This is a genomic window from Bacillus cereus group sp. RP37 (genome assembly GCF_040459695.1).
Taxonomy (GTDB): Bacteria; Bacillota; Bacilli; order Bacillales; family Bacillaceae_G; genus Bacillus_A.
The window spans coordinates 203,414-225,817 of the sequence record NZ_JARVHP010000001.1 but is presented as its reverse complement, the minus strand read 5'-3'; the positions used below and the strand labels follow the sequence as shown (position 1 = coordinate 225,817).

Below are 22,404 nucleotides of genomic sequence, written 5' to 3'. Positions count from 1 at the left end.
CTCTCTCATATAAATCTTTTTTCCCTTGAATATGAGATATCCCTCATATTCAAGGGAAAAAAGGAGATATGTTCTTCCCATATCTCACTCTTTCAATTAATTTGCACCGTAGTAATAATATAAGCCCTGTTCACGTTCACGATCATTCAGGACAACGCCTAACAGTTTACCTTTTGCCGATTCTAATAAACCTTTTGCTTTTACTGCTGATTCTTTTTCTGTCGATTCACTACGAACGACAAGAATAGAAGCATCACATACATTTGCCATAATTTGTGCGTCTGTAACAGCTAAAATTGGCGGTAAATCAAAAATGACTAAATCGTACATACTGTATGCTTGCGCAAGAAGTTCCTGCATTGATTTTGACCCTAACAATTCCGCTGGATTCGGCGGGATTGGACCACAAGCTAAAAAGTGTAAATTATCAACTGATGTCGTTTGTACACATTTTTCTAAACGCTCACTATGCGTTAACACATTTGTTAATCCAAAAATGTTATCTACTTGAAACATTTGATGCATCGCTGGTTTACGCATATCTGCATCAATTAATAATACTTTCTTTCCTTGTTGGGCAAACACGACTGCCATATTCGCTGTCGTTGTCGTTTTCCCTTCACTTGGGTTCGCAGACGTAACCATTAACGAATGTAAATTCGTATCAACAGCTGCAAATTCGATATTTGTTCGAATATTACGATACTGTTCTGAAATTGGTGATTTCGGTTGTTGATGAGCAATTAATTGACGACGTTGGCGATGATTTTTTTTCTTTTTAAATAAATTAAGAGCCAATTGTTTGTCCCCTCACTTTTCTTGATGATGGAGCATGTGATTTCACGTTCGTTGTTTCTTCATCCATACGAGCTACAATACCTAAAACTGGTAAACCAAGTAAATTTTCTACATCTTCTTCCTTTTTCACCGTGTTATCTAAGTATTCTAGTAAGAATGCAAGACCAACGGAAGCTATTAAACCAAGAACAAAGACGATCACAACATTTACCATTGGTCGGGGCTTAATAGGCGATAATTCTTCTGACAATTCTGCTTTTGATAGTACAGTGACATTGTTAACACTCATGATTTTTGCTACTTCACTTTGAAATACTTCGGCAGTGGTATTTGCAATATCACGAGCTAATTTAGGATTTTTATCTTGTACCGTTACTTCTACAACTTGTGAATCTTTCTTATTAGCTACTTCAATCTTTTCATTTAAAGTTTCTGTTGTTAAATTTAAAGCCAGTTTTTCTTTCACTTGATCCAAAATAACAGGACTTTTAATTATAACTTTGTATGTATTTGTTAATTGAATATTTGTTTGCACCTCATTGTACTGAATTGCTGCTCCTTCTTGTTTCTTCTGGTTAACAAGAATTTGCGTCGAAGATTGATAGATTGGTGTCATGAAGAAGAAGCTAATGATAGCACTTACAATAGCTGCACCAAAGGCGATTACGAGGATCATTGCTAAACGTTTTTTTAAAATATGAAATAACTCTTTCAAACTAATTGTTTCTTCCATAAGTTCCTCCAACTTTCTAAAATTTGCACATAAGAAAAATTATAACATATAAATCTTACATTTTTTTATTTTAGTAATATCTATGTACGTTTCTTATTTAAAAACATATATAATCTTACAAAATAATCTTAAATATGACAACACATTCCATCAATTTGACAAAAATTCCATTATATCATTTTTTTCGTATAATACGATGAAAAATTTTAAAACAATTCAAAAAAGCTAGTAAAAAAATACTAGCTTTAAAAAAATACTATTCCATACATTATTTTCTAATAATATCCATATTGCTCGTGTTCTTCTCTTTTGTCGTTTAATATAACACCAAGTAGCTTTCCGGATGCTTTATCTAATATTTGTTTTGCTTTTATTAGTTTATCTTTTTCTGTTTTTTCACTACGCGCTACTAATACAACTCCATCACATTTATTAGCGAGTATTTGTGCATCTGTAACGGCCAATACAGGTGGTGTATCAATCAAAACGATGTCAAACATCTTATATGCCTCTAGAAGTACTTCATCCATTTTACGATATCCAAGTAGCTCTGCTGGGTTTGGCGGGATTGGACCTGCTGACATAACATATACATTCTCTATGTCTGTTTTTTGAATACATTGCACAAACGATGCTTGTCCTGATAATAGATTCGTTAATCCATTTGGATTGTGTGCAGCGAATAAATTTTGCAATGTTGGTTTACGTAAGTCAGCTCCAATTAACAATACTTTTTTCCCTTGTTGCCCAAAAACAACTGCTAGATTAGAAATGGTCGTTGTTTTCCCATCACCTGGATCTGCTGAAGTGACAATGATAGAACGAATATGGTTATCTACTGATGTAAATTCAATATTTGTACGGATATTACGGTATTGTTCCGCAATGCGTGATTTAGGCTCTTTATTTGTAATTAATTGTCTTAATGGCTTTCTCTTCTTTCTCCCGAACATGTTATGGTCTCCTTTTTCAGAATACGTCATTTTCCCCTTGTTCTCTTTTATGCTCGATATGCTACGCCAATTTTTCATTTACTTCTACCGTTAAATTTCTCCATTACTTTCCTCTACTCTTCATCATAACGAATCAGAATAACCTTTGTCCTATCCCACACCTTCTATAATGTGACAACGACTTCTCTATTTTTATCGCGTTATCTTTTATCTTAATTTCAAGATATTTATAGCGTCATTATATATGAACTTCCATTCATTTACAATAAAAAATCTGATTACTCTGTATTTTAATATTTCGAGCCAAAAATACATTAATTAAAAAAATTCTTCTGCAGGTTACAGAAGAATTTTTTTAATTAACATCTATTCTTTTTTATCACCAATCGCAAATGTGATTTCAGCTTCACATGCAACTTCACCATCTACTGTTGCGATTGCTTTTCCTTTTCCGATTGGACCACGTACACGTGTCATCTCTACTTCTAGGCGAAGTTGATCACCTGGGCGTACTTGTTTTTTGAAACGGCAATTGTCGATACCTGCGAAGAAAGCAAGTCTTCCGCGGTTTTCTTCTTTCTTTAGTACAGCAACTGCTCCAACTTGTGCTAATGCTTCTACAATAAGTACACCGGGCATAACTGCATAGTCAGGAAAGTGCCCGTTAAAGAATTCTTCGTTTGCGGATACATTTTTAATTCCTACCGCTCTTTTTCCTTCATCTACTTCTAATATTTTATCAACAAGTAAAAATGGATAGCGGTGAGGAATGATTTCTTTAATTTGTTCTATATTTAACATATAACAATCGCCCCTTTTGTAATATTGGTCTTACCACTTGGACATATTGTCTATTATCCCATTTTGTTTATTGTTTGTCATTATAAAGTGAATCTTTAATCAGTAGGCGCCATTTCCCACTGATTATTAGCCTTCACCAATCGGGCTTTTACGGGCAGGCAACCTCCGCCCTAACTCTCTTGTATTCGCGAAATTTTGAGGCGGGAGTCTTACTCCCCATTAATGCGGGGTAAAGTGAAACTTTAATATCTTTTCAGCTTTATATATAAAAAAATGCACACACTCTATTCCATTAAAATAGTTGCATGTTCCAGCAACTGACACGGAGGTAGAAAAGAGTGTATGCCCAGATTAGGGAAAGGCAATATGTATTTGAACATGATTTGCCTTAATGTCGTATTCGACTCATTATATTATAAACGTTTTCAAATAAGGAAATATTAAATTTAACCATATATATGAATATTTTACCTGTTTCCTTCGTTTTTCTTTATTTTTCTTCTATTTTCTCAAAAAATCATAATAAAAAAATAAAAAAACAAAAAAGAACTAAGGTTAACACCTTAGTTCTTCTCTCTTTATCGCAAAGCGCGACGTGGTAATTTATCGATATTCTCTAACATAATACCTGTACCAACCGCAACGCAGTGCATTGGGTTTTCAGCAATTAATACTGGTACTTTTAGTTCTTCTGCTAGAAGCATGTCGATACCGTGTAGTAAAGCTCCACCGCCTGTTAGAATAACACCGCGGTCGATGATGTCCGCCGATAATTCTGGTGGTGTGCGCTCTAGTACGCCTTTTGCAGCTTGTACAATGACAGCTGCGTCTTCTTTTAGTGCTTCTGTAATTTCTTCAGAGCATACTGTAATTGTACGTGGTAAACCAGTTACCATGTCACGTCCGCGAATTTCAAGCTCTTCGCTACGTGCCCCTGGGAATACTGTACCAACTTTAATTTTAATATTTTCTGAAGTACGTTCTCCAATTAATAGCTTATACTTACGTTTAACATAGTTTAAGATCTCCATATCAAACTTATCGCCAGCCATTTTGATAGAGGAAGAGGTAACAATATCACCCATAGATAGTACAGCGATATCTGTTGTACCTCCACCAATATCAACAACCATGTTACCGCTTGGTTGGAAGATTTCCATACCAGCACCAACTGCGGCTACTTTTGGTTCTTCTTCTAAAAATACTGTTTTACCACCTGAACGTTCAGCAGCCTCACGAATTGCTTTTTGTTCTACTGATGTGATATTTGTTGGACAACAAATTAAAATGCGAGGTTTTGAAAAGAAGCTCTTTACGTCCAATTTGTTAATGAAATACTTTAACATTGCTTCTGTAATTTCGAAATCTGCGATTACACCATCTTTAAGTGGACGAATTGCTACAATATTACCAGGCGTACGCCCCACCATACTTCTTGCTTCTTCACCAACTGCTAATACTTTACCTGTGTTACGATCAATAGCAACAACAGATGGCTCATTTAATACAATACCCTTACCTTTAACATGGATTAATACATTAGCCGTACCTAGGTCAATTCCGATATCTCGCGCAAACATTCCCGTTTTTTCCTCCTCGATATTCAAAATCAGGTTACACCCGAATTCTTTTACACCTAATTTCTGATTTTATCATAAATTTAACAGAAACGTAATATTCGCAAAAAGAATTCTTCTGAAAAATATTACCGAATTTAAACGGAATGTTTGCAATCGCATATTTATTGACGTACCGGCTTTTCTACATCTTCTTTTCTATACTTTTGCTTTGTTGCTTCTCCGCCTCTTAAATGACGAATAGACTTATGATAATCAAGAATTTCTTTCACTTCATTTGCGAGCTCTGGATTAATTTCTGGTAGACGTTCCGTTAAATCTTTATGGACTGTACTCTTTGATACCCCAAATTCCTTTGCAATGACACGCACTGTCTTTCTTGTCTCCACGATATACTTACCAATCTTGATAGTTCTCTCTTTGATGTAATCGTGCACACCACTCGCCTCCCTAAATTGGATGTGAGAAGTGTGAAATGAGCCTCGCTGCATACGACTAAGAAGTAAGTGTGAATGCTGTTTGTAAGCGTTAAACATTCTTGGATTTATAATGAAATGATTCACGATTTCTCACCTCAAACACTCTCTTTGCTTTGGTTTATACCATTGTATTGCCCGCACTACTGATATATGCTACATGTTCACTATTTTTGCGGACTAAGTTAAGAAAAATTACGTTTTTTTGTGAGAAATACGTTAACAGTGACTATTTTGACGAAAAAAAATGACACCTTGTATATAAGGTGTCATTCTTCTCGTTCCAATTCTTCTTCTAACAATTGATGGTGGGGAACCTCTTTCTTACCGGCAATATAATAATATAAAGTAAATAAAACAAACAATAAAATAATAGCAGTCGACAGAACAAATAAAAATGACACAGTATCCCCTCCCTTTTGTAATATATATTCGAGAATCTCGTCATTTTTCCTTGTTATTGCAACTTTTTTCTCGAAATTGAGTATTTTTATATAAAAGTAAAAAAAATCAGCTCTCCTAGAGAACTGATTTTTTTCACTTTCTTATTCTTGTGAAGAAGAACTGTTAGATGATTCTGTAGAACCATTTGTTGATTTTTCTTCTTTCTTCGGTTCTTCTTTTTTGTCAGTAGTCGAACCGCTTGTTGATTTCTCTTCTTTTTGAGACTTATCTTCTGTTTTACTTTCTGGTTTCGTGCTCGTTGACTTTTCTTCTTTTTGAGATTTGTCATCAGCTTTTTTACCAGAAGCATTCGTTGCTTTTGCAGCACCTGCATCAGCTTTAATTTCTGCTACTGACTTATTTAAGTAGCGCTCAGGGTTCACAGCCACGTTGTCTTTACGTACTTCAAAGTGAACGTGAGAACCTGCTTCTTTATTCATTGCACTTAGACCGGATTTTCCTAATACTTCACCTTGTGCAACTCGTGCACCTTTTTCTACTTTCACACTGCCTAAGCTTTGATAAGAAACTGCTACACCATTTCCGCTATCAACTGTTACAACATAACCAAGAAGTGAATCTTTTTCAGCTTTCGTTACCGTACCGCTTAAAGCAGCAGCTACATTGAATTCTTTTCCATTCTTCGCAGCAATGTCAATTCCTTTATTTGGGGAATATGTGTTGTTATAAAAGACAAGTGCTTTTTCTTGTTCCGCCTCAGTTGCTGCATCTTCATAGAATTTCTTCTGTACGACTACTTCCGCACTCGCGGCTGCTGGCATTTTCACTACTTCTGAAGATTTCGTTACTGGTACTGCTGGATCTTCCGTTTGTGTATACGGTGTTGCTTGATCATGGTTCGGAGTCTTCTTCGGATTAGCTCCTTGGAACCATAGCGCAACCATTAAAATTACCGCTGCACAAGCAATGTATAGTGCCGGAAACACCCATCTTTTTTGAAATAAATGTACTACCTTTTGCGACTTTTTATTATTTCTTCCTCGCATTCCATCATCACCTCAGCAATCATTTTGAACAATATTCACGTATCCTATACAACGCATAACTAATTACTTTTCGACAAAATCTGTAAAAATATGTATAGGAATTGTAAAATTTCCGAGGAAATGATAGAAAAAAGAAAAAACTGAGCGTTTCAGCTCAGTTTTTAGTCCATTTGTTTCTTTTTGTAAACTACAATACAAAGAATAATTGAAAGCACGCACCAAATTATAATATTTATTAAATCACCACTAACAGTTGAAAAACCTTTTCCAGCCAATAGTTTCGGCATTGCATCTGCAAGATGTTTCGTTGGAAGGAAATCGATTGCCTTTTTTACAAACTCACTTTTAATAAATCCGCCTAACATTGGAGCTAGAAGAAAAATAAATAGAATCGGCATACCTACTACTGATGTTGACGCCGTTGTTTTAGCTATTAACCCAATCGCCGTACCTAACATAAGGAAGAAAAATATACTAGCAAGTAAAAATAGAACGATTAAAACCATATTCCCCTTAATCACACCTAAAATGGCAAAGTTACTAATACAAATTACGAATGTAATAAGACCTGTTAATGCACTTTTTCCTAGTAAAACTTCTAACGATGATGCTGGCGATAACATCATTACACGTAGCGTTTGTTTTTCTTTTTCTTCCGCAATTAAAGCTGCTTGAACAAAGCTGCCTATCATCGTTAAAGCCATTAAAGTTACCATATTAGCTATATGTTCTTTCGGTCCATTCATCTGTTGATAAACAAAAGAAAATACAATTGGCATTGCCGCCATTACAAGCACAGATGCATTTGCTTTAATATCCTGTACCTCTTTCCGAAAAATAGCAGAAAATCGTCTCATTGAAAATGTCATTATAGTCCCCTCCCAGTAACTTCAATAAAGATATCGCCTAGCGTTGGTTCGTGTGAGTGAATAGATAGTAATTCGCCTTTTTTCATCCATTCTGAAATACGTTTTGCGCCTAATTCATCTTTTTGCACGACTTCTTTTTGTTTATCTTTTAATACGACCTCTATTTGATCCTTAGCGTATTGTAAGCGCAGATTCTCTGGCGTATCAAGTGCTACTATTTCTCCGCCACATAGAAAAGCAATGCGGTTACAAAGCGTTTCTGCTTCGTCCATGTTGTGAGTCGTTAAGAAAATCGTCGTTCCTTCTTTATTTAAGTCTTTTAAGATTTTATGAATGTTTTGTACGTTAATTGGATCGAGTGCAGATGTTGGTTCATCTAAGAAGAGGATATCTGGTTTATGAAGGATTGCTCTTGCTAATGTAACGCGCTGCTTCATTCCCTTTGATAGTTTCTTTACTAATGTTTTTTTATCATCTAATAGATTCACTTGCGCTAGCACTTCATCAATTCGTTCTTTTTTACAATCGTATAAGTCACAAAATAATAGTAAGTTATCATAAATGCTAAGTCTCTCATATAAACCGCTGTTGTCTGTTAAAATACCAATTCGTTTGTAATCGATGCTGTTTGGCCCTGTAATATCTTTACCTAATACTTTTACCGTTCCAACACTATGAAGTAATTGAGAAGTTAAAATTTTTACTGTTGTTGTTTTCCCAGATCCACTCGGTCCGAGGAATCCAAAAATTTCTCCTTGCTTCACCTCAATGTTTACATTTCGAAGTGCCGTTTTTTCATTGAAACTTTTCATTACATCTTTCATTTCAATTGCTAATGTCATCTCGTCATCCCCTTTGTTTTTTCTTTTATAGATGAAAGTCGCTTTAGCGCTTTTCGTTTGTTTGTTTCGCTTTTCTTGACTCAATCATATGAAAATTAAAGGGTAGGCGCAGTAAAATACCTATAAAAGGAGTATTTTTACCGATGAATGGATCGTATTTTGAGCTTATTGGAGCACTTTTTATAGCCCAATCACGCCTTTTAATTCATCCATTCGTCCTTTCGAAAGCGGGATTGAACTTTTTCTTTCGTCATCCAAAATTAAACTAAAACTGTTACGAGTCCAAGTAATCACTTCTCGCACTCTTTGTAAATTTACAAGGTACGAGCGATGACATCTAAAGAAACCAAAACCTGTTAATCTCGCTTCTAGTTCACTTAATGTTAATACGCATACGAAATCCCCTTCACGAACATGAATATGTGTCACTCCGTTTTGCGTTTCAATGAAATGGATCTCCATTGGATCAAGTAAAATGATTTTATCATTCACCTTCGCTGGTATCCTTTCTAACTTCATTTGCGGAATCATTTGAACGACTTTTTCTTCATCGATTTCTTCCACTTCTTCTTGTTCGATTTCTACTTTTTTCACACCATCATTGTTTAATATGTATACATCTTCTGTTAACGAAAGAGCATCCGATAGAAATGATGACGTAATAAAGATTGCCTTTCCTTGCTCTTTCATTTTCATAATCGCTTTTCGAATAATAATCGTACTCTCTGTATCTACATTTTGCTCCGGCTCTTCCAAAATAACTAAATCCGGATTATGAATCATAACTCGCCCGATATGAAGACGACGTTTCTCTGAAAATGATAATTTTTCTATTTTAACGTTTAATTTATCTAAGAGGCCGACAAATTGTACTACTTCTTCTATACTCATATTTGATTCATACAGCCCTAATAAAAACTTGTAGTATTCCTTTACCTTCAAACGTTCGTATGCTTCATCTTTCAAAAAACAAAAGCCGATGCGAGAATAATTTCTCTTTCCAATTGCTCCTCCTTCAAATAGCACGTTGCCAGTTGAAGCTTCTTCCTCACCAATAATAATGCGGTGCAACACTTTAGCTGTATGGTTATTACATTGCAAAACAACACATTGCCCTTTTTCAACCTCCAGTTCAACTGCCGGTAACTGGTTCGTCTTCCCTAACTGTTTCAACTCCAATAACGCCATTCTGTCTCCCCCAAATGTTTTTATCTTATTATACCAAACAATTAATGGAAGATTTAGATATTTTATGAAGCATCATGAAAAGAAAGCTATCCAAATAAAAGGATAGCCTTCTTCTCTATTTCTGCTCTACCATATACGTCTTAAGCTGATCACGCAGCGCTCTCTTTAAAAACTTCCCTACAGATGTTTTCGGAAATTCCGCTTCTAGTAAAGCATACAACTCTTCCTTACCTACTGCTTGTCCCTCTTTTAATACAACACAAGCAACAGGGCGTTCTTGCCATTTTTCATGCGGCACCGCCACAACAGATGCTTCTAACACTTTATCGTGTGACATTAAAGCATTTTCTAAATCTACGGAAGAAATTCATTCGCTTCCGCTTTTAATTAAGTCTTTCGTTCGATCAGCAATTTTAATAAATCCTTCCGAATCAACCGTCACAATATCCCCTGTATGGAGCCAACCGTCTTTCATTGATTCTTCTGTACGCTCATCTTTATAATAGCTACCTGCAATCCATGGACCCCTTAAACAGAGTTCTCCCATCTCTTCTCCATCCCACTTAATTTCACCGTCTTGTCCAATTACTTTCATTTGTCTTCTACAAATAATGACAAAAGGAGCTAATTTTAATTAGCTCCTTTTGCATCCTACTTCTTCACCATTAACTTTCCTTCATAATCATTCATCGTCTTTATTTCAACGCCTTTGTAATAATGGGCGACGATTTCTGTATATTTCTTACCTTCCGCTGCCATGCCATTTGCTCCGTATTGGCTCATGCCGACGCCGTGGCCGAAGCCTTTCGTTGTAACAATGATCTTATCTCCCTCTTGTTTCCAAGTGAAGTCAGAAGAGCGTAAATCTAATTTGTCACGCACATCTCTTCCGGTTAATGTTTTACCTTGAAACGCTACATCTTTTACACGCTTTCCTTCTGTGCGCTCTTTAATATCACCGACTTTTCCGTCTGCTAGCACTTTCACACCGAGACGCTTTTGAAAGTCAGCTACTGTAAAGGTTTGCTCGCTCGTAAATTTTGGAGAGGCTTGATCCCACGGACTATCTACGCTCTTTAAGTACGGATAATCATTTCCCCAATAATCAGCCGCATTTTCTGTCCGGCCATTACTCGTTGAGAAGAAGGATGCTGAGATTGGTTTTCCATCATACGTTAAAACTTGTCCTGCGGTTTTCGAAACGGCTTCCTCAATTTTCTTCAAGTTAGTTTCGTAGTTATTGCCCCATTGTTTCTTCAATTCTTCTTTGCTTTTGTACACTTGATCTTTCACCGTATCTGTCACGTCCGCATTGTTTTTCTTTCCTCCGCTTAGCATACGCTGCACCACAAATGTTCTCGCTGCTAATGCCTGCGCTTTTAGCGCCTCTATTTCAAAACTGGCATTCATCTCAGAAGCTACGACACCGGTCACATACTCCTCCATAGGTAATGTCTCTACCTTTTTCGGTTTCTCACGATATACAGCCACTTGAACCGCTGTATCCACTTTCCCTGGAGCTGGTATACTTTCTATCGCTGGAGGAGTCTTAGAGGCTGCTTCTTCCCCTACTTTTGCTTTCGCAAACGGAATAACAAGAGCAGCAGGTACAATGATAACGAGCGCTATTAGAAGCGCTACTGTGATGAAAAGTGGCTTTGAAAATTTCATCTTATTTCCCCCAATATCAAAAAGCTTTACTCCCTTCATTCTTATGGAACAACTCTTTCTTTTAGAACATACTTAAGGGGAACCCTATAAAACAAAAATTTTCTAAATATTTTTACTGGTACGTGCATAAGTATAGAATTTATTGACTATAACAGTAATAACCCAAAAAAATAGCCTCTACGTCAAAAGACATAGAGACTATTTCAATTAAGCGTGAAGATCAGAAACTTCTTGTTCTTTCGCTTCTTCTACTTTTTCGTTTACACGTTCAATAGTTGCACCTAATGCAGCTAATTTCTTATGGAAATCTACATAACCACGGTCAAGATGCTTTAACTCAGTTACACGAGTGTAACCTTCAGATACTAAACCAGCTAAGATTAATGCAGCAGCAGCACGTAAGTCAGTTGCGCCTACTTCAGCACCTTGTAAGCTGTTTGGACCGTTCATAATAACAGAACGACCTTCGATTTTAATATCAGCATTCATACGGCGGAATTCTTCAACGTGCATAAAGCGGTTTTCGAATACCGTTTCTGTAATCATACTTGTTCCATCAGCTTGTAGTAATAATGCCATCATTTGTGATTGCATGTCTGTTGGGAAACCTGGGTGAGGCATAGTTTTAATATCAACCGCTTTTAACTTATCTGGGCCGATAACACGTACACCTTCATTTTCCTCAATAACTTTAACACCCATTTCTTCCATTTTCGCTGTAATTGAGCGTAAATGTTCAGGTACAGCATTTTCAATTAAGATGTCTCCACCAGTAATTGCCGCTGCAACCATGAATGTTCCCGCTTCAATACGGTCAGGAATAATAGAGTGGTTTCCACCATATAATTTATCAACGCCTTCGATACGAATCGTTCCAGTTCCAGCTCCGCGTACTTTCGCTCCCATCGCATTTAAGAAGTTAGCTAAGTCAACGATTTCTGGTTCTTTCGCTGCGTTTTCAAGGATTGTTGTCCCTTTTGCTAATGTAGCTGCAGACATAATGTTTTCTGTCGCGCCCACGCTTGGGAAGTCTAAATAAATTTTAGCTCCTTTTAGTTCTCCCTCAACGTATGCCTCAACAAAACCATTACCAACCTGTACTTTTGCTCCCATTGCTTCGAAGCCTTTTAAATGTTGGTCAATTGGACGTGAACCAATTGCACATCCACCAGGAAGTGCAATACGAGCACGGCCGTTACGCGCAAGTAATGGTCCCATTACTTGAACAGATGCACGCATTTTACGTACATATTCAAATGGTGCTTCAATGTTTAGTTCTTTAGAAGCATCGATTGTTACTTGGTTATTTTCAAATACGACTTCAGCATTTAAATGACGTAATACCTCATTAATTGTGTATACATCAGACAAAACTGGTACTTCAGATAGTACATTCTTTCCATCACTCGCTAATAGGGCTGCAGCGATTATAGGTAATACAGCATTTTTTGCGCCCTCAACACGCACTGTGCCGTTTAACCGCTTTCCGCCACGGACGATGATCTTTTCCAAATTATTCCCCTCCGTGTCCTTTTTTCAGTATCTATTCACTCAATACTCAGAAGTTATGATCGGTGTGCCAACCACAATTGTATCTTTGTTGTCTGTAGAACGTATTGCTATTTGCACATTTATTTTCTCTCTATTTGTTGAAAGAGCGTCATCCCACTTTTTATTGTATGCGGAGACTGACACAAATGCTCTTTCTTCTATCTGTTCGATCGCTCTTGCTGAAAGATCTTTCAAAACCTGATTGGTTTTATTTTGCAAAACACCTTCAATCTTATCATCCAGTACACCTTGAACACAAGTGTAAATTATAGGTTTTTCACTAAAAATTTTATTTGTTTTCTGAATGTACTTCGGGTCCCATTTCGCCCCACTCACTTCAAAAATAATGAAAGTGTTTTCTTTAGTATTTTCCTTACTCCAAGTTACTACTACTCGTTCTTCATAAGAAGAAAACTTTTTATAGGATGTAGCTTTATATCCATCTGGAGATTGCTCTAATTCCCACTTTTGAATATTCGCCTTGTCCTTCACATCGTTTAACAACTTTTGAAACGTATGTATATTAGAAATTGTTTTTGTTTCTCGCGCTAACCATGACCATTTCTCTACTTTAGCATCATTTTTCTCTAAGGATGCGATCATGCTCTCCATTTTCTTTTCATCGCTGATCGGTTTCATCTCTCTATATCCAACCAAAAATAAAACAACACTCAATGCAACAATAAGAATGGCTTTAAGCTTCAATTTCATCCCCTCCTACCCCCATTGTTAACGGAGATATGAGGTTCTATACACTTACTTTACTAAATACGTTAAACTCTTTGAATAGCCTAAATAATCAAGGAAAAAGTTACTTACAGATGTCCCAATTGCAATTGTAATTAGGATGAGTAATACTCGCGTCTGCATCACCTTTCCAGGCTTCATTAAACGCTCAATGTGAATACCTTGTAAGGCCCACCACGTAATGGTAATAAACAATAAATGCGAAACAATGGCAATCAGTGCTTGTTGCCCTAAAAGATGTGCCAAAAAACCGACCCCTTTTTACCCAGCTACTACTTACGGAATATTATAAAAACGATACCATAATAAGTAGGAGCCACACTTTTTCAAATACAAATAAGCATCTTACATTTCACATCGTAATTTTCTCTTTAAAAACGTATACCTATATGCATTTTCAATTGTAGTTCACACAAAATAAAAAGCGCAGAGTAAGGACTCCACACCTTTTATTTTCACTATTGTACCACGTTCCCTAAGAAGAAGAAATCTTTCATTAATGGAAAATATTCATAAAAGAAATTGTATCCAATCATCGGCATAATCCCTAGTATTACAATCGAAATTGCGCAAAGGCTCATAACAACCTTTATATTGAATGGCAAATGTATTTTCTCTTCCGCTTCTCCCGTCCGGAAAAACATTTGCTGTAAAATACGGAAATAATATACGAATGAGATGACTGTCGTCCCCATCATAATAGAAGCTAGTACGTAATGAGCCGGCTCTACATGAAGTGCACCTAAAAAGATGTTAATTTTCCCGATGAAACCAGCCGTTCCTGGTATCCCGGCCAACGATAAAATAAAAATGGTCATCACGATCGCTGTAAATGGCGACCGTTTATATAATCCGGTGAAAATGGTGATATTTTCTTTGTCGCTTTGTAAGATTAAGCCGTGGATAATTGCAAACGCGCCTATATTCATCAGCATATACGCAAGCATGTAAAACCACATGCTATCCATCGTAAATGGTGATAATGCTACAAGTGGCACGAGTAAATATCCCGCATGTGCGATTCCCGAATAGGCAAATAGACGTTTTACATTATATTGTTTTAATGCTACTACGTTTCCGATAATCATCGTAATACTAGCTAGTACAGCAATGTATATGCTCATACGTCCGTATAAAGATTGCATGTCTCCTTGCACCGATATACTTGCAAAAACCATGAGGAACAACCGAGTAATTAATAGGAACCCTGCAATTTTAGAAATCGTCCCGAGAAAAGCAGTAACAGGTGTAGCAGCCCCTTCATATACATCAGGTGCCCACATATGAAACGGCACTGTTGCAATTTTGAATGAGAGCCCAATGAGTAATAGTAGAAATGCGAGAGCTAACAATAATTGAATACCACTAGCCAGTTCCCCAGCAAATACTTTTTGCATATCCACGATATTGGTCGACCCCGTAATGCCATATAAATAACTCATTCCAAAGAGCGTAATTGCCGTTCCAATTCCTCCATTAATGACATATTTCATTGCCGCCTCATTTGATGCACGGTTCTTTTTTCGTATTCCTACTAAAATATAAGAAGAAAGTGAAAGTAATTCTAAACCGACGAAAAGTGTAATGAAGTCGACACTAGAAGCCATAAACATAGCCCCAAGAAGTGCCATTAAAAATAAGTAATAATATTCTCCCTTATCCTCAATTGGATTCTTCTTATCATCGCTCATTGCGGTGCATAAAATGAGAGCCGCTCCGCCTAACAACAACGTTTTAAACCCTTTTGAAAACCCATCTAACACAAACGATCCGTTTAAAATATCTCCCGCTGGTTCACCGTATAGCGTGATTAATGACACGATTGCTAATATGACGGCTGCGATTGCACTAAGTGCTACATATTTATGGTTCAGCTTAAAAAACAAATCACATATGGAAAGGAGGATGGCAGCTCCGAGAATAATGAATTCTGGCACCATGAGATGCCACGATAAGCTAAGTAACGTATTCATATCCATCCTACTTCACCCCCAATGTTTTCAATGTATTTTGAAGCGGATCCCCTAGTATTTCTGGCATTACTCCAATTGCAATAATGCAGAAGATAAGCAGCAAAATAGGAACATACTCCCACCCGTGTATATCAGCTTTCGCTTCCCACTCTTTCTTACCAAATGTTATTTGAAGTGTTGCTCTTAATACGTATACAGCGGTTAAAATGATGCCAAGTACACCGACCGCTGCAATGACTGGCTCTCCTTGGAATAAACCGAGAAAAGCAAGAAACTCGCTAACAAACCCAGACATTCCTGGCAATCCAAGCGATGCCATTCCTCCCGCTAAGAAGAATCCACTAAGTACTGGTACACTTTTTGCAAGTCCGCCAAGCGCTGTAATATCCGACGTTCCAAAACGCTGTTCTATAACGCCGAGTAAGAAGAAGAGTAAGGCTGCGATTAGACCGTGAGACACAACTTGGAATAGTGCTCCTTGTGTACCTGGTGCATTTAACGCCGCAAGGCCCATTAATACAATGCCCATATGCGAAATACTAGAGTAAGCAAGTACTTTCCGAAAGTCCGTTTGGATGAGCGCTAAGAAGGCTCCGTACAATAAATTAATAACTCCTAAAATCGCAATTAGCGTTGCAAACTCACGAAAGTATTCCGGGAATAGCCCCTGTCCGAAGCGAATCATACCGTATGCTCCAATCTTCAGTAAAACACCCGCATGAAGCATAACTACAGCCGGATGTGCTTCGATATGTACATTGACCATCCAGCGATGTAACGGGAAAACGGGTAGTTTAATTGCAAAAGCAATCATTATGGCAAGAAACAAACCGAACTGTAAGCTACTTGAGACAGCCATTCCTCCACCAGCACCTACACTCGTTAATATTTCTTTAAGCTCTGTAATATTTGTTGTACCTGTTTTCGCAAATAAAACCGAAAAAACGATGAGCAAAATTGCTGAACCAATACCGTTATATATTAAATAACTATAAGCAGCCTTTTCACTCGACAATTTCCCCCACTTCCCAATTAATAAGAACATTGGTGGCAACGTAATTTCAAAGAAGATAAAGAACAACATTAAATTTTGAGCAGCGAAGACACCTAGCATCCCTATCTCTAGCATGAGTAGCAGCATATAAAATGCTTTCAAATTCTTTTTAATAGAAAAGGCTGCAATTGCTGCAAGCGTCGCTAGAAGGGCCGTCAGCACCATCATAACGAGCGATAAACCATCAATACCAAGTTCGTAATAAATGGAGAACCATCTTTTATCCACCGCTGCAAAATCCCCAAATTTAATCCATTTCACTTTTTCATCAAATAGGGACAAACTCTGTCCAGAAGCATATGTACAAGCGAGGACAATAGCGATTCCAAATGGAAGCGCCGTTCCAAATAAACCAAGCGCTCGCACTGTACGCGATTCTTTTTTTGGTGTTAATACAAGTAAGAGAATTCCTAAAAGCGGGGAAAAAATGAAGAACGTTAATAACAAATCATTCATCGTAAATCCCCTCCCGTATAGAGCAAAATAATGACGAGTACCGCAAGCGAAACAGCTGTTACAGTTCCGTACACTTGTACATTTCCGTTTTGAAGTCTAGACCCGAGTCCGCTTATTCCTTTAACTAGACTCCCTATTAAAACAGCAATTCCTTCGACTACATACATCTCAAATAAGCGAAGCACATGAGCGATTCCTTTCGTAATAGGAAGCACCGTCATATTGTATAGTTCATCCACATAATATTTTTCTTTCATAAGGTTATAAAGAGGTGTTCCCTCACCCCCAGCCCAATCTCTAGAAATAGATTTCTTTCCATATATGAAATATGCGAGGACAATCCCTGCAAATGAAACAAGCGTCGCAACAATCATAATCCAAACTGGTCCGTGTGCCTCTTCCACTTTAAAAGCTACATCTTTCGTAAGCCAATCCCCGAGAAACGTTCCAAACCACGGTGTATTTATATAGCCTGCCACGACTGCAAGGACGCCAAGGACAATCATCGGATATGTCATAATGCGGGGCGATTCCTGCACATCTTCCTTCGTCTTCGCTTCCCCAGTAAAGACAAGGAAATATAGCCGGAACATGTAGAACGCTGTTAAAAACGCCGCAATTACTGCTAATATGAATAAAAAGTAATTGCCATCCATCCAGGTCGCCGCTAAAATTTCATCTTTACTAAAGAACCCAGAAAGGAGTGGTACCCCGCTAATTGCAAGTGTACCGATTAAAAATAGCGCAGCAGTTACTTTCATCTTCTTCTGTAAACCGCCCATTTTATTAATGTTTTGCGTATGCACTGCATGAATGACACTTCCTGCCGCCAAAAATAGTAGCGCTTTAAAAAAGGCGTGTGTCGTTAAATGAAAAACACCTGCTACATAACCGGCAGATCCTAATGCAAGCATCATATACCCGAGCTGGCTAACTGTAGAATACGCAAGCACTCTCTTTATATCCGTTTGTACGAGACCGATAGAAGCCGCAAAAATCGCGGTAAAGGCTCCAACGATCGCAACAGTTTGCATGGCTACCGCACTTGCTGAAAATAGCGGGAACATCGTCGCTACTAAATATACGCCAGCTGCTACCATCGTCGCCGCATGAATAAGTGCCGACACAGGCGTCGGTCCTTCCATTGCATCTGGTAACCACGTATGAAGCGGGAACTGACCTGATTTTCCCATCGCCCCGATAAAAATTAATATCGCCGTTATTGTAATCATCGTAGGGGTAAGATCACCTGTATGAATCGCTCTAAAAATTGCGTCATATTCAAAACTACCTGCATGCCAGAAAATTAAGATCATCCCAATAAATAAACCAACATCTCCAATACGGGTCATAATAAAAGCCTTTTTCGCAGCAGCCTTCGCTTCTTCTTTAAAGAAGTAAAAACCGATGAGTAGAAATGAACCGAGTCCTACTAACTCCCAAAATATATAAAGCTGTAATAAATTCGGCGATATAACAAGCCCGAGCATCGCAAATGTAAAGAGCCCTAAATAGGCATAAAAGGTTGGTAGTCTTTCATCACCTTTCATATAACCTTTCGAATACACATGTACAAGTAAACTCACAAGTGTAACAATAAACAGCATTAAAGCCCCTAATGCAGTCACTTCAAAACCAAATGATATATCAATATCTCCAGCTCTAAGCCATACCCACTTATGCTTCACTGGTACTTTCGAAAACCGTTCTATTAATACAAGTACCGCAAATATAAAGGAGAGAAAGACGAAGAAAATACTAAGTACACTGCTTCCTTCTCTAATTTTCTTCCCGAATATAATAAGTAACAAAAACGAAACAAGCGGGAAAAGCGGTATGAGCCATGCATAATCGATCATTGTTTCCTTCCCCCTTTTCGGTCACAATGTTATCCTTTGAGCGTATCCATTTCATCTACATGAACTGTCGTGCGATTACGATACAAAGCAATCAAAATAGCGAGTCCTACCGCCGCCTCCGCTGCTGCTACAGCCATCGTAAACAAAGAAAAAATTTGTCCTGTTAAATTTGGGAACAACCCTAATTTACTAAACGCTACTAAATTTAAATTGGCTGCGTTAAGCATTAATTCAATACAAACTAATACAATCACTGTATTTCGCTTCGTTAAAGCTCCAAATAAACCGATGCAAAACAAAATAATCGCAAGTGTTAAATACGCAGAAGCCGGAACGCTACTCATTGGAATCCTCCTCTTTCTCATCCTTCTTCGCAAGAATAATTGCGCCAACAAGTGCTACAAGTAAAATAACTGAGGTTAACTCAAATGGAATAATATATTCTGAATAGAGAAGTGTACCGATTTGAAGTGTGTTTTTTTCATGGAGAGGTAAACTTCCTTGTGTGCTTTCATTTGCAAAATCAATATTGTTAACAGCGAAATACATAACCGCCCCAAATGCTACAACCGCAAAGAAGATAATCCATTTTCGAAGAGTAAAACGCGATTCATTCTCCGCATTATGTTTCGTTAACATAATGCCAAAAATCATAATAATTGTGATGGCACCAGAGTAAAGTAAAATTTGTGCAACTCCTATAAATTCAGCTGATAAAAGAAAGTACAAACCTGCGATACTAAGAAATGTCAGAACGAGAGCTAGCATCATATGCATGACTTTCGTTAAGTTCAGCATAAAAATGCCGCCAATAATTGCAGACAAGGATAGTATAAAGAATGCTACAAACTCGCCATTCATGCTTTATTCTCCTTCCTGACGTTTTCGTCGTTTTCGTCAAGCCACTGCAAATTTTTAAATAAATCATCACGTGAATATTCCGCGAGTTCAAAGTTATTTGTCATGACAATCGCCTCTGTCGGACAAACTTCTGTACATAAATCACACAGAATACAAATTTCAAAATTAATATCGTACGTGTCGATAATTTTTCCTTTTTTCGTAGGATCCGGATGTTTTTTCCCCGTTAACTGAATACAGTCTGTCGGGCAAATATTGGAGCACTGATTACAAACAATACACTTTTCTGGATAAAACTTTTGAATCCCTCGAAAACGGTCTGGCAGCGGCAACGGTTGATTCGGATAATCATACGTCACCTTCTTCTTACTCAAATTACTTAGTGTATATTTTAATCCTTTAAATAGTCCTTTCATCTCTTACTGGCACCCCCCTCATAGATTAGAAGAATAACTCCTTAATCAATGCCGTTAAGAAAATATTTGCAAGTGCAATTGGCAATAATACTTTCCAGCCAAACTCCATTAACTGATCACCTCTTATACGTGGAAACGTAACGCGGAACCAAATTAATAGAAAGACTACACTGCTAAATTTCAAAGCAAACCATACAGCTCCTGGGATAAATCCAAGAAACATTACTGGATTCCACCCACCTAAAAAGAGCACTGTAATTAAAGATGCCATTCCAAAGAAATATACGTACTCTGAAAGCATGAAAAACGCCCAGCGAAACCCTGAGTATTCCGTATGATATCCAGAAACAAGTTCCGACTCCGCTTCTGGTAAATCAAATGGCGTCCTATTTAACTCTGCTACCGCTGCGATTAAAAACACGACGAAACCGATTGGCTGCACGAAAATGTACCAAACATTCTCCTGCGCTGCCACAATTTCATTTAAATTTAGGCTACCAGCTAACAAAACGACGCCAATTACACTCATTACGAGTGGGATTTCATAAGAAATCATTTGCGCCGCCGCACGCATCCCTCCTAAAAGGGAATATTTATTATTTGATGCCCATCCCCCAGTTACAACGCCGATTGTCGTAATCCCAGAAACAGCAATGTAATACAGTAAGCCTACGCCAATATCTGCAAACTGAAATTTATCAGTAAACGGGATAACTGCAAGCACCATAAACGCTGGCGCGAATGCAATGACAGGAGCTAATATAAACAAAGGTTTATCTGCTGCTTTCGGAATACTATCTTCCTTCAATAGTAGTTTTAAAACATCAGCTACCGTTTGCAGTAAACCGAATCGGCCCCCAACTTGATTGGGTCCAATCCGCCCTTGCATAAATCCCATCACTTTCCGTTCTGCCAAAATACCATATGTAACGAAGCCAAGGACTGCAAATAATAGGAGCACCGCTAATCCGAAAAAAATGAAGAAATTCGTCCAGCTTGAAGGTGATTGTAAGAGCGTCTCAATCATTAGCCATCAACCTCCCCAAGCACAATATCCACTCCACCTAAAATCGTAATTAAATTGGCGATGTTTTCACCTTTTAATAACTTCGGTAAAATTTGCAAATTGTAAAAAGACGGCCTGCGAAACTTCAAACGGTATGGCTCTTTCTTTCCGTCACTAGCAATATAGCAACCAATCTCTCCGCGCGGCGACTCTATACGGACGAACGCTTCCCCTTTCGGCGCCTTAATGATTTTCGGTACTTTCGCCAGCACGGCTCCGTCTTTCGGGAACTGCTGGACAGCTTGCTCAACAATTTTTAATGACTCCTCAATCTCTTGCATGCGGCAAACGTAACGATCCCAAGCATCTCCCACACTCCCAACAGGAATATCGAAATCAAAACGATCATAAATGGAGTACGGTTCATCCTTGCGAAGATCCCAGTTTACTCCGGTGCACCGCAAATTCGCTCCGCTTAAAGAATACGAAATCGCTTCTTCCGCGCTATATATACCAACGCCTTTTACACGATTTAAGAAAATCTCATTACCGCTAACGAGATCATGATAACCTGCCAATTGCTCTCGCATATACGGAACAAACTCTTCCACTTTTTCAATCCAACCGTCCGGCGCATCCCACTTTACACCCCCGACTCTCATATAGTTAAAAGTAAGCCGAGCACCGCATAATTCGTTTAATAAATTTATAATCATCTCTCGTTCACGAAACGCGTACAAAAACGGGCTGACCGCTCCTATATCAAGAAGATTTGTCCCCCACCAAACGAGGTGGCTCGCAATCCTCCCAAGCTCCATTGCAAGTACTCGCAAGTATTCGGCCCGCTCAGGGATTTCAAGCCCCATCATCGTCTCTACAGCATGGCAAATGACGTAATTATTCGTCATTGCTGATAAATAGTCCATTCGATCTGTATAAGGGATAATTTGCGTATACTGTAAACTCTCAGCAATCTTTTCAGTCCCGCGATGCAAATATCCAATAACCGGTGTAGCTTCTTTAATAATTTCTCCGTCAATCTTAATAACAAGCCTGAACACACCATGCGTACTCGGATGCTGAGGACCTACATTCAAAAGCATTTCTTCCGTACGGATCATA

The 22,404-nt window shown here is 38.0% G+C and carries 23 protein-coding genes and 1 pseudogene; all 24 read right to left on the bottom strand.

The features are described 5' to 3' along the window. Window positions 1-96 precede the first annotated feature (96 nt). The 24 genes and pseudogenes from QCI44_RS01110 to nuoD all read right to left on the bottom strand — a co-directional run bounded on the left by QCI44_RS01110 (window position 97) and on the right by nuoD (window position 22,403). Complete coding sequence (locus tag QCI44_RS01110) at window positions 97-798, bottom strand: CpsD/CapB family tyrosine-protein kinase (protein WP_128805219.1); 702 nt, start codon at window positions 796-798, stop codon at window positions 97-99. Next, the gene (locus tag QCI44_RS01105) at window positions 788-1,531 is read right to left on the bottom strand and encodes a YveK family protein (protein ID WP_327812904.1); all 744 of its coding nucleotides are present in this window, start codon (window positions 1,529-1,531) and stop codon (window positions 788-790) included. The genes QCI44_RS01110 and QCI44_RS01105 overlap by 11 nt, the downstream gene beginning before the upstream one ends. A gap of 275 nt (window positions 1,532-1,806) precedes the next feature. Beyond that, a complete protein-coding gene (locus tag QCI44_RS01100; protein WP_061679408.1) occupies window positions 1,807-2,484 on the bottom strand; it encodes a CpsD/CapB family tyrosine-protein kinase in 678 nt (225 codons plus the stop codon). A 366-nt stretch (window positions 2,485-2,850) separates the two neighbouring features. Next, window positions 2,851-3,285: a 3-hydroxyacyl-ACP dehydratase FabZ gene (gene fabZ / locus QCI44_RS01095; protein ID WP_000931959.1), complete on the bottom strand. Its 435-nt coding sequence runs from the start codon at window positions 3,283-3,285 to the stop codon at window positions 2,851-2,853. A gap of 578 nt (window positions 3,286-3,863) precedes the next feature. Beyond that, window positions 3,864-4,865: a rod shape-determining protein gene (gene mreB, locus QCI44_RS01090; protein WP_016085501.1), complete on the bottom strand. Its 1,002-nt coding sequence runs from the start codon at window positions 4,863-4,865 to the stop codon at window positions 3,864-3,866. Between the two features lie 161 nt (window positions 4,866-5,026). After that, a complete protein-coding gene (gene spoIIID, locus QCI44_RS01085; protein ID WP_000544012.1) occupies window positions 5,027-5,299 on the bottom strand; it encodes a sporulation transcriptional regulator SpoIIID in 273 nt (90 codons plus the stop codon). A 308-nt stretch (window positions 5,300-5,607) separates the two neighbouring features. Further along, on the bottom strand, window positions 5,608-5,742 hold the full coding sequence (locus tag QCI44_RS01080) for a hypothetical protein (protein ID WP_000008903.1): 135 nt from the start codon (window positions 5,740-5,742) through the stop codon (window positions 5,608-5,610). 141 nt (window positions 5,743-5,883) lie between these two features. Beyond that, window positions 5,884-6,789 carry a stage II sporulation protein SpoIIQ gene (spoIIQ, locus tag QCI44_RS01075; RefSeq protein ID WP_016136079.1) on the bottom strand — a complete coding sequence of 302 codons (906 nt, stop codon included), beginning with the start codon at window positions 6,787-6,789 and terminating at the stop codon, window positions 5,884-5,886. 161 nt (window positions 6,790-6,950) lie between these two features. After that, window positions 6,951-7,658: an ABC transporter permease gene (locus QCI44_RS01070; protein WP_016085498.1), complete on the bottom strand. Its 708-nt coding sequence runs from the start codon at window positions 7,656-7,658 to the stop codon at window positions 6,951-6,953. After that, window positions 7,658-8,500 carry an ABC transporter ATP-binding protein gene (locus tag QCI44_RS01065; protein WP_016085497.1) on the bottom strand — a complete coding sequence of 281 codons (843 nt, stop codon included), beginning with the start codon at window positions 8,498-8,500 and terminating at the stop codon, window positions 7,658-7,660. The genes QCI44_RS01070 and QCI44_RS01065 overlap by 1 nt, the downstream gene beginning before the upstream one ends. A 180-nt stretch (window positions 8,501-8,680) precedes the next feature. Continuing rightward, window positions 8,681-9,688 (bottom strand): LytTR family transcriptional regulator DNA-binding domain-containing protein, encoded by a 1,008-nt coding sequence (locus QCI44_RS01060; RefSeq protein WP_098986304.1) that lies wholly within the window; start codon window positions 9,686-9,688, stop codon window positions 8,681-8,683. 115 nt (window positions 9,689-9,803) lie between these two features. Continuing rightward, a pseudogene (locus tag QCI44_RS01055) lies at window positions 9,804-10,286 on the bottom strand (AMP-binding enzyme); the annotation flags it as partial. A gap of 53 nt (window positions 10,287-10,339) precedes the next feature. Then, window positions 10,340-11,359, bottom strand: coding sequence for a stage II sporulation protein D (gene spoIID, locus QCI44_RS01050; RefSeq protein WP_016085494.1), 1,020 nt, complete (start codon window positions 11,357-11,359; stop codon window positions 10,340-10,342). A 207-nt stretch (window positions 11,360-11,566) separates the two neighbouring features. Continuing rightward, complete coding sequence (murA, locus tag QCI44_RS01045) at window positions 11,567-12,871, bottom strand: UDP-N-acetylglucosamine 1-carboxyvinyltransferase (protein ID WP_016085493.1); 1,305 nt, start codon at window positions 12,869-12,871, stop codon at window positions 11,567-11,569. A 39-nt stretch (window positions 12,872-12,910) separates the two neighbouring features. Then, entirely contained in the window at window positions 12,911-13,615 is a 705-nt protein-coding gene (locus tag QCI44_RS01040) for a YwmB family TATA-box binding protein (RefSeq protein WP_483299560.1), read from the bottom strand. A gap of 51 nt (window positions 13,616-13,666) precedes the next feature. After that, window positions 13,667-13,903 carry a DUF1146 family protein gene (locus QCI44_RS01035; RefSeq protein WP_000940742.1) on the bottom strand — a complete coding sequence of 79 codons (237 nt, stop codon included), beginning with the start codon at window positions 13,901-13,903 and terminating at the stop codon, window positions 13,667-13,669. 212 nt (window positions 13,904-14,115) lie between these two features. Further along, window positions 14,116-15,630: an NADH-quinone oxidoreductase subunit NuoN gene (nuoN, locus tag QCI44_RS01030; protein WP_116349180.1), complete on the bottom strand. Its 1,515-nt coding sequence runs from the start codon at window positions 15,628-15,630 to the stop codon at window positions 14,116-14,118. A 7-nt stretch (window positions 15,631-15,637) separates the two neighbouring features. Further along, window positions 15,638-17,140 (bottom strand): NADH-quinone oxidoreductase subunit M, encoded by a 1,503-nt coding sequence (locus QCI44_RS01025; protein ID WP_088084609.1) that lies wholly within the window; start codon window positions 17,138-17,140, stop codon window positions 15,638-15,640. Next, a complete protein-coding gene (gene nuoL / locus QCI44_RS01020; protein WP_088084610.1) occupies window positions 17,137-18,999 on the bottom strand; it encodes an NADH-quinone oxidoreductase subunit L in 1,863 nt (620 codons plus the stop codon). Before nuoL ends, QCI44_RS01025 begins: the two co-directional genes overlap by 4 nt. A 29-nt stretch (window positions 19,000-19,028) precedes the next feature. Continuing rightward, on the bottom strand, window positions 19,029-19,343 hold the full coding sequence (nuoK, locus tag QCI44_RS01015) for an NADH-quinone oxidoreductase subunit NuoK (RefSeq protein ID WP_000100078.1): 315 nt from the start codon (window positions 19,341-19,343) through the stop codon (window positions 19,029-19,031). Then, the gene (locus QCI44_RS01010) at window positions 19,336-19,860 is read right to left on the bottom strand and encodes an NADH-quinone oxidoreductase subunit J (protein WP_353810969.1); all 525 of its coding nucleotides are present in this window, start codon (window positions 19,858-19,860) and stop codon (window positions 19,336-19,338) included. Before QCI44_RS01010 ends, nuoK begins: the two co-directional genes overlap by 8 nt. Beyond that, window positions 19,857-20,276 carry an NADH-quinone oxidoreductase subunit NuoI gene (gene nuoI / locus QCI44_RS01005; RefSeq protein WP_000677191.1) on the bottom strand — a complete coding sequence of 140 codons (420 nt, stop codon included), beginning with the start codon at window positions 20,274-20,276 and terminating at the stop codon, window positions 19,857-19,859. Before nuoI ends, QCI44_RS01010 begins: the two co-directional genes overlap by 4 nt. 25 nt (window positions 20,277-20,301) lie before the next feature. After that, window positions 20,302-21,303, bottom strand: coding sequence for an NADH-quinone oxidoreductase subunit NuoH (gene nuoH, locus QCI44_RS01000; protein WP_000573437.1), 1,002 nt, complete (start codon window positions 21,301-21,303; stop codon window positions 20,302-20,304). Then, complete coding sequence (gene nuoD, locus QCI44_RS00995) at window positions 21,303-22,403, bottom strand: NADH-quinone oxidoreductase subunit NuoD (protein WP_000621434.1); 1,101 nt, start codon at window positions 22,401-22,403, stop codon at window positions 21,303-21,305. The genes nuoH and nuoD overlap by 1 nt, the downstream gene beginning before the upstream one ends. Window position 22,404: the final 1 nt, after the last annotated feature.

Coding starts and splice junctions, on each gene's coding strand:
- QCI44_RS01105 (WP_327812904.1), bottom strand. CDS start 1,531: ATGGAAGAAACAATTAGTTTGAAAGAGTTATTTCATATTTTAAAAAAA.
- QCI44_RS01100 (WP_061679408.1), bottom strand. CDS start 2,484: ATGTTCGGGAGAAAGAAGAGAAAGCCATTAAGACAATTAATTACAAAT.
- fabZ (WP_000931959.1), bottom strand. CDS start 3,285: ATGTTAAATATAGAACAAATTAAAGAAATCATTCCTCACCGCTATCCA.
- mreB (WP_016085501.1), bottom strand. CDS start 4,865: ATGTTTGCGCGAGATATCGGAATTGACCTAGGTACGGCTAATGTATTA.
- spoIIQ (WP_016136079.1), bottom strand. CDS start 6,789: ATGCGAGGAAGAAATAATAAAAAGTCGCAAAAGGTAGTACATTTATTT.
- QCI44_RS01070 (WP_016085498.1), bottom strand. CDS start 7,658: ATGACATTTTCAATGAGACGATTTTCTGCTATTTTTCGGAAAGAGGTA.
- QCI44_RS01065 (WP_016085497.1), bottom strand. CDS start 8,500: ATGACATTAGCAATTGAAATGAAAGATGTAATGAAAAGTTTCAATGAA.
- QCI44_RS01060 (WP_098986304.1), bottom strand. CDS start 9,688: ATGGCGTTATTGGAGTTGAAACAGTTAGGGAAGACGAACCAGTTACCG.
- spoIID (WP_016085494.1), bottom strand. CDS start 11,359: ATGAAATTTTCAAAGCCACTTTTCATCACAGTAGCGCTTCTAATAGCG.
- nuoN (WP_116349180.1), bottom strand. CDS start 15,630: ATGAATACGTTACTTAGCTTATCGTGGCATCTCATGGTGCCAGAATTC.
- QCI44_RS01025 (WP_088084609.1), bottom strand. CDS start 17,140: ATGAATGATTTGTTATTAACGTTCTTCATTTTTTCCCCGCTTTTAGGA.
- nuoL (WP_088084610.1), bottom strand. CDS start 18,999: ATGATCGATTATGCATGGCTCATACCGCTTTTCCCGCTTGTTTCGTTT.
- nuoK (WP_000100078.1), bottom strand. CDS start 19,343: ATGAGTAGCGTTCCGGCTTCTGCGTATTTAACACTTGCGATTATTTTG.
- QCI44_RS01010 (WP_353810969.1), bottom strand. CDS start 19,860: ATGAATGGCGAGTTTGTAGCATTCTTTATACTATCCTTGTCTGCAATT.
- nuoI (WP_000677191.1), bottom strand. CDS start 20,276: ATGAAAGGACTATTTAAAGGATTAAAATATACACTAAGTAATTTGAGT.
- nuoH (WP_000573437.1), bottom strand. CDS start 21,303: ATGATTGAGACGCTCTTACAATCACCTTCAAGCTGGACGAATTTCTTC.
- nuoD (WP_000621434.1), bottom strand. CDS start 22,403: ATGATCCGTACGGAAGAAATGCTTTTGAATGTAGGTCCTCAGCATCCG.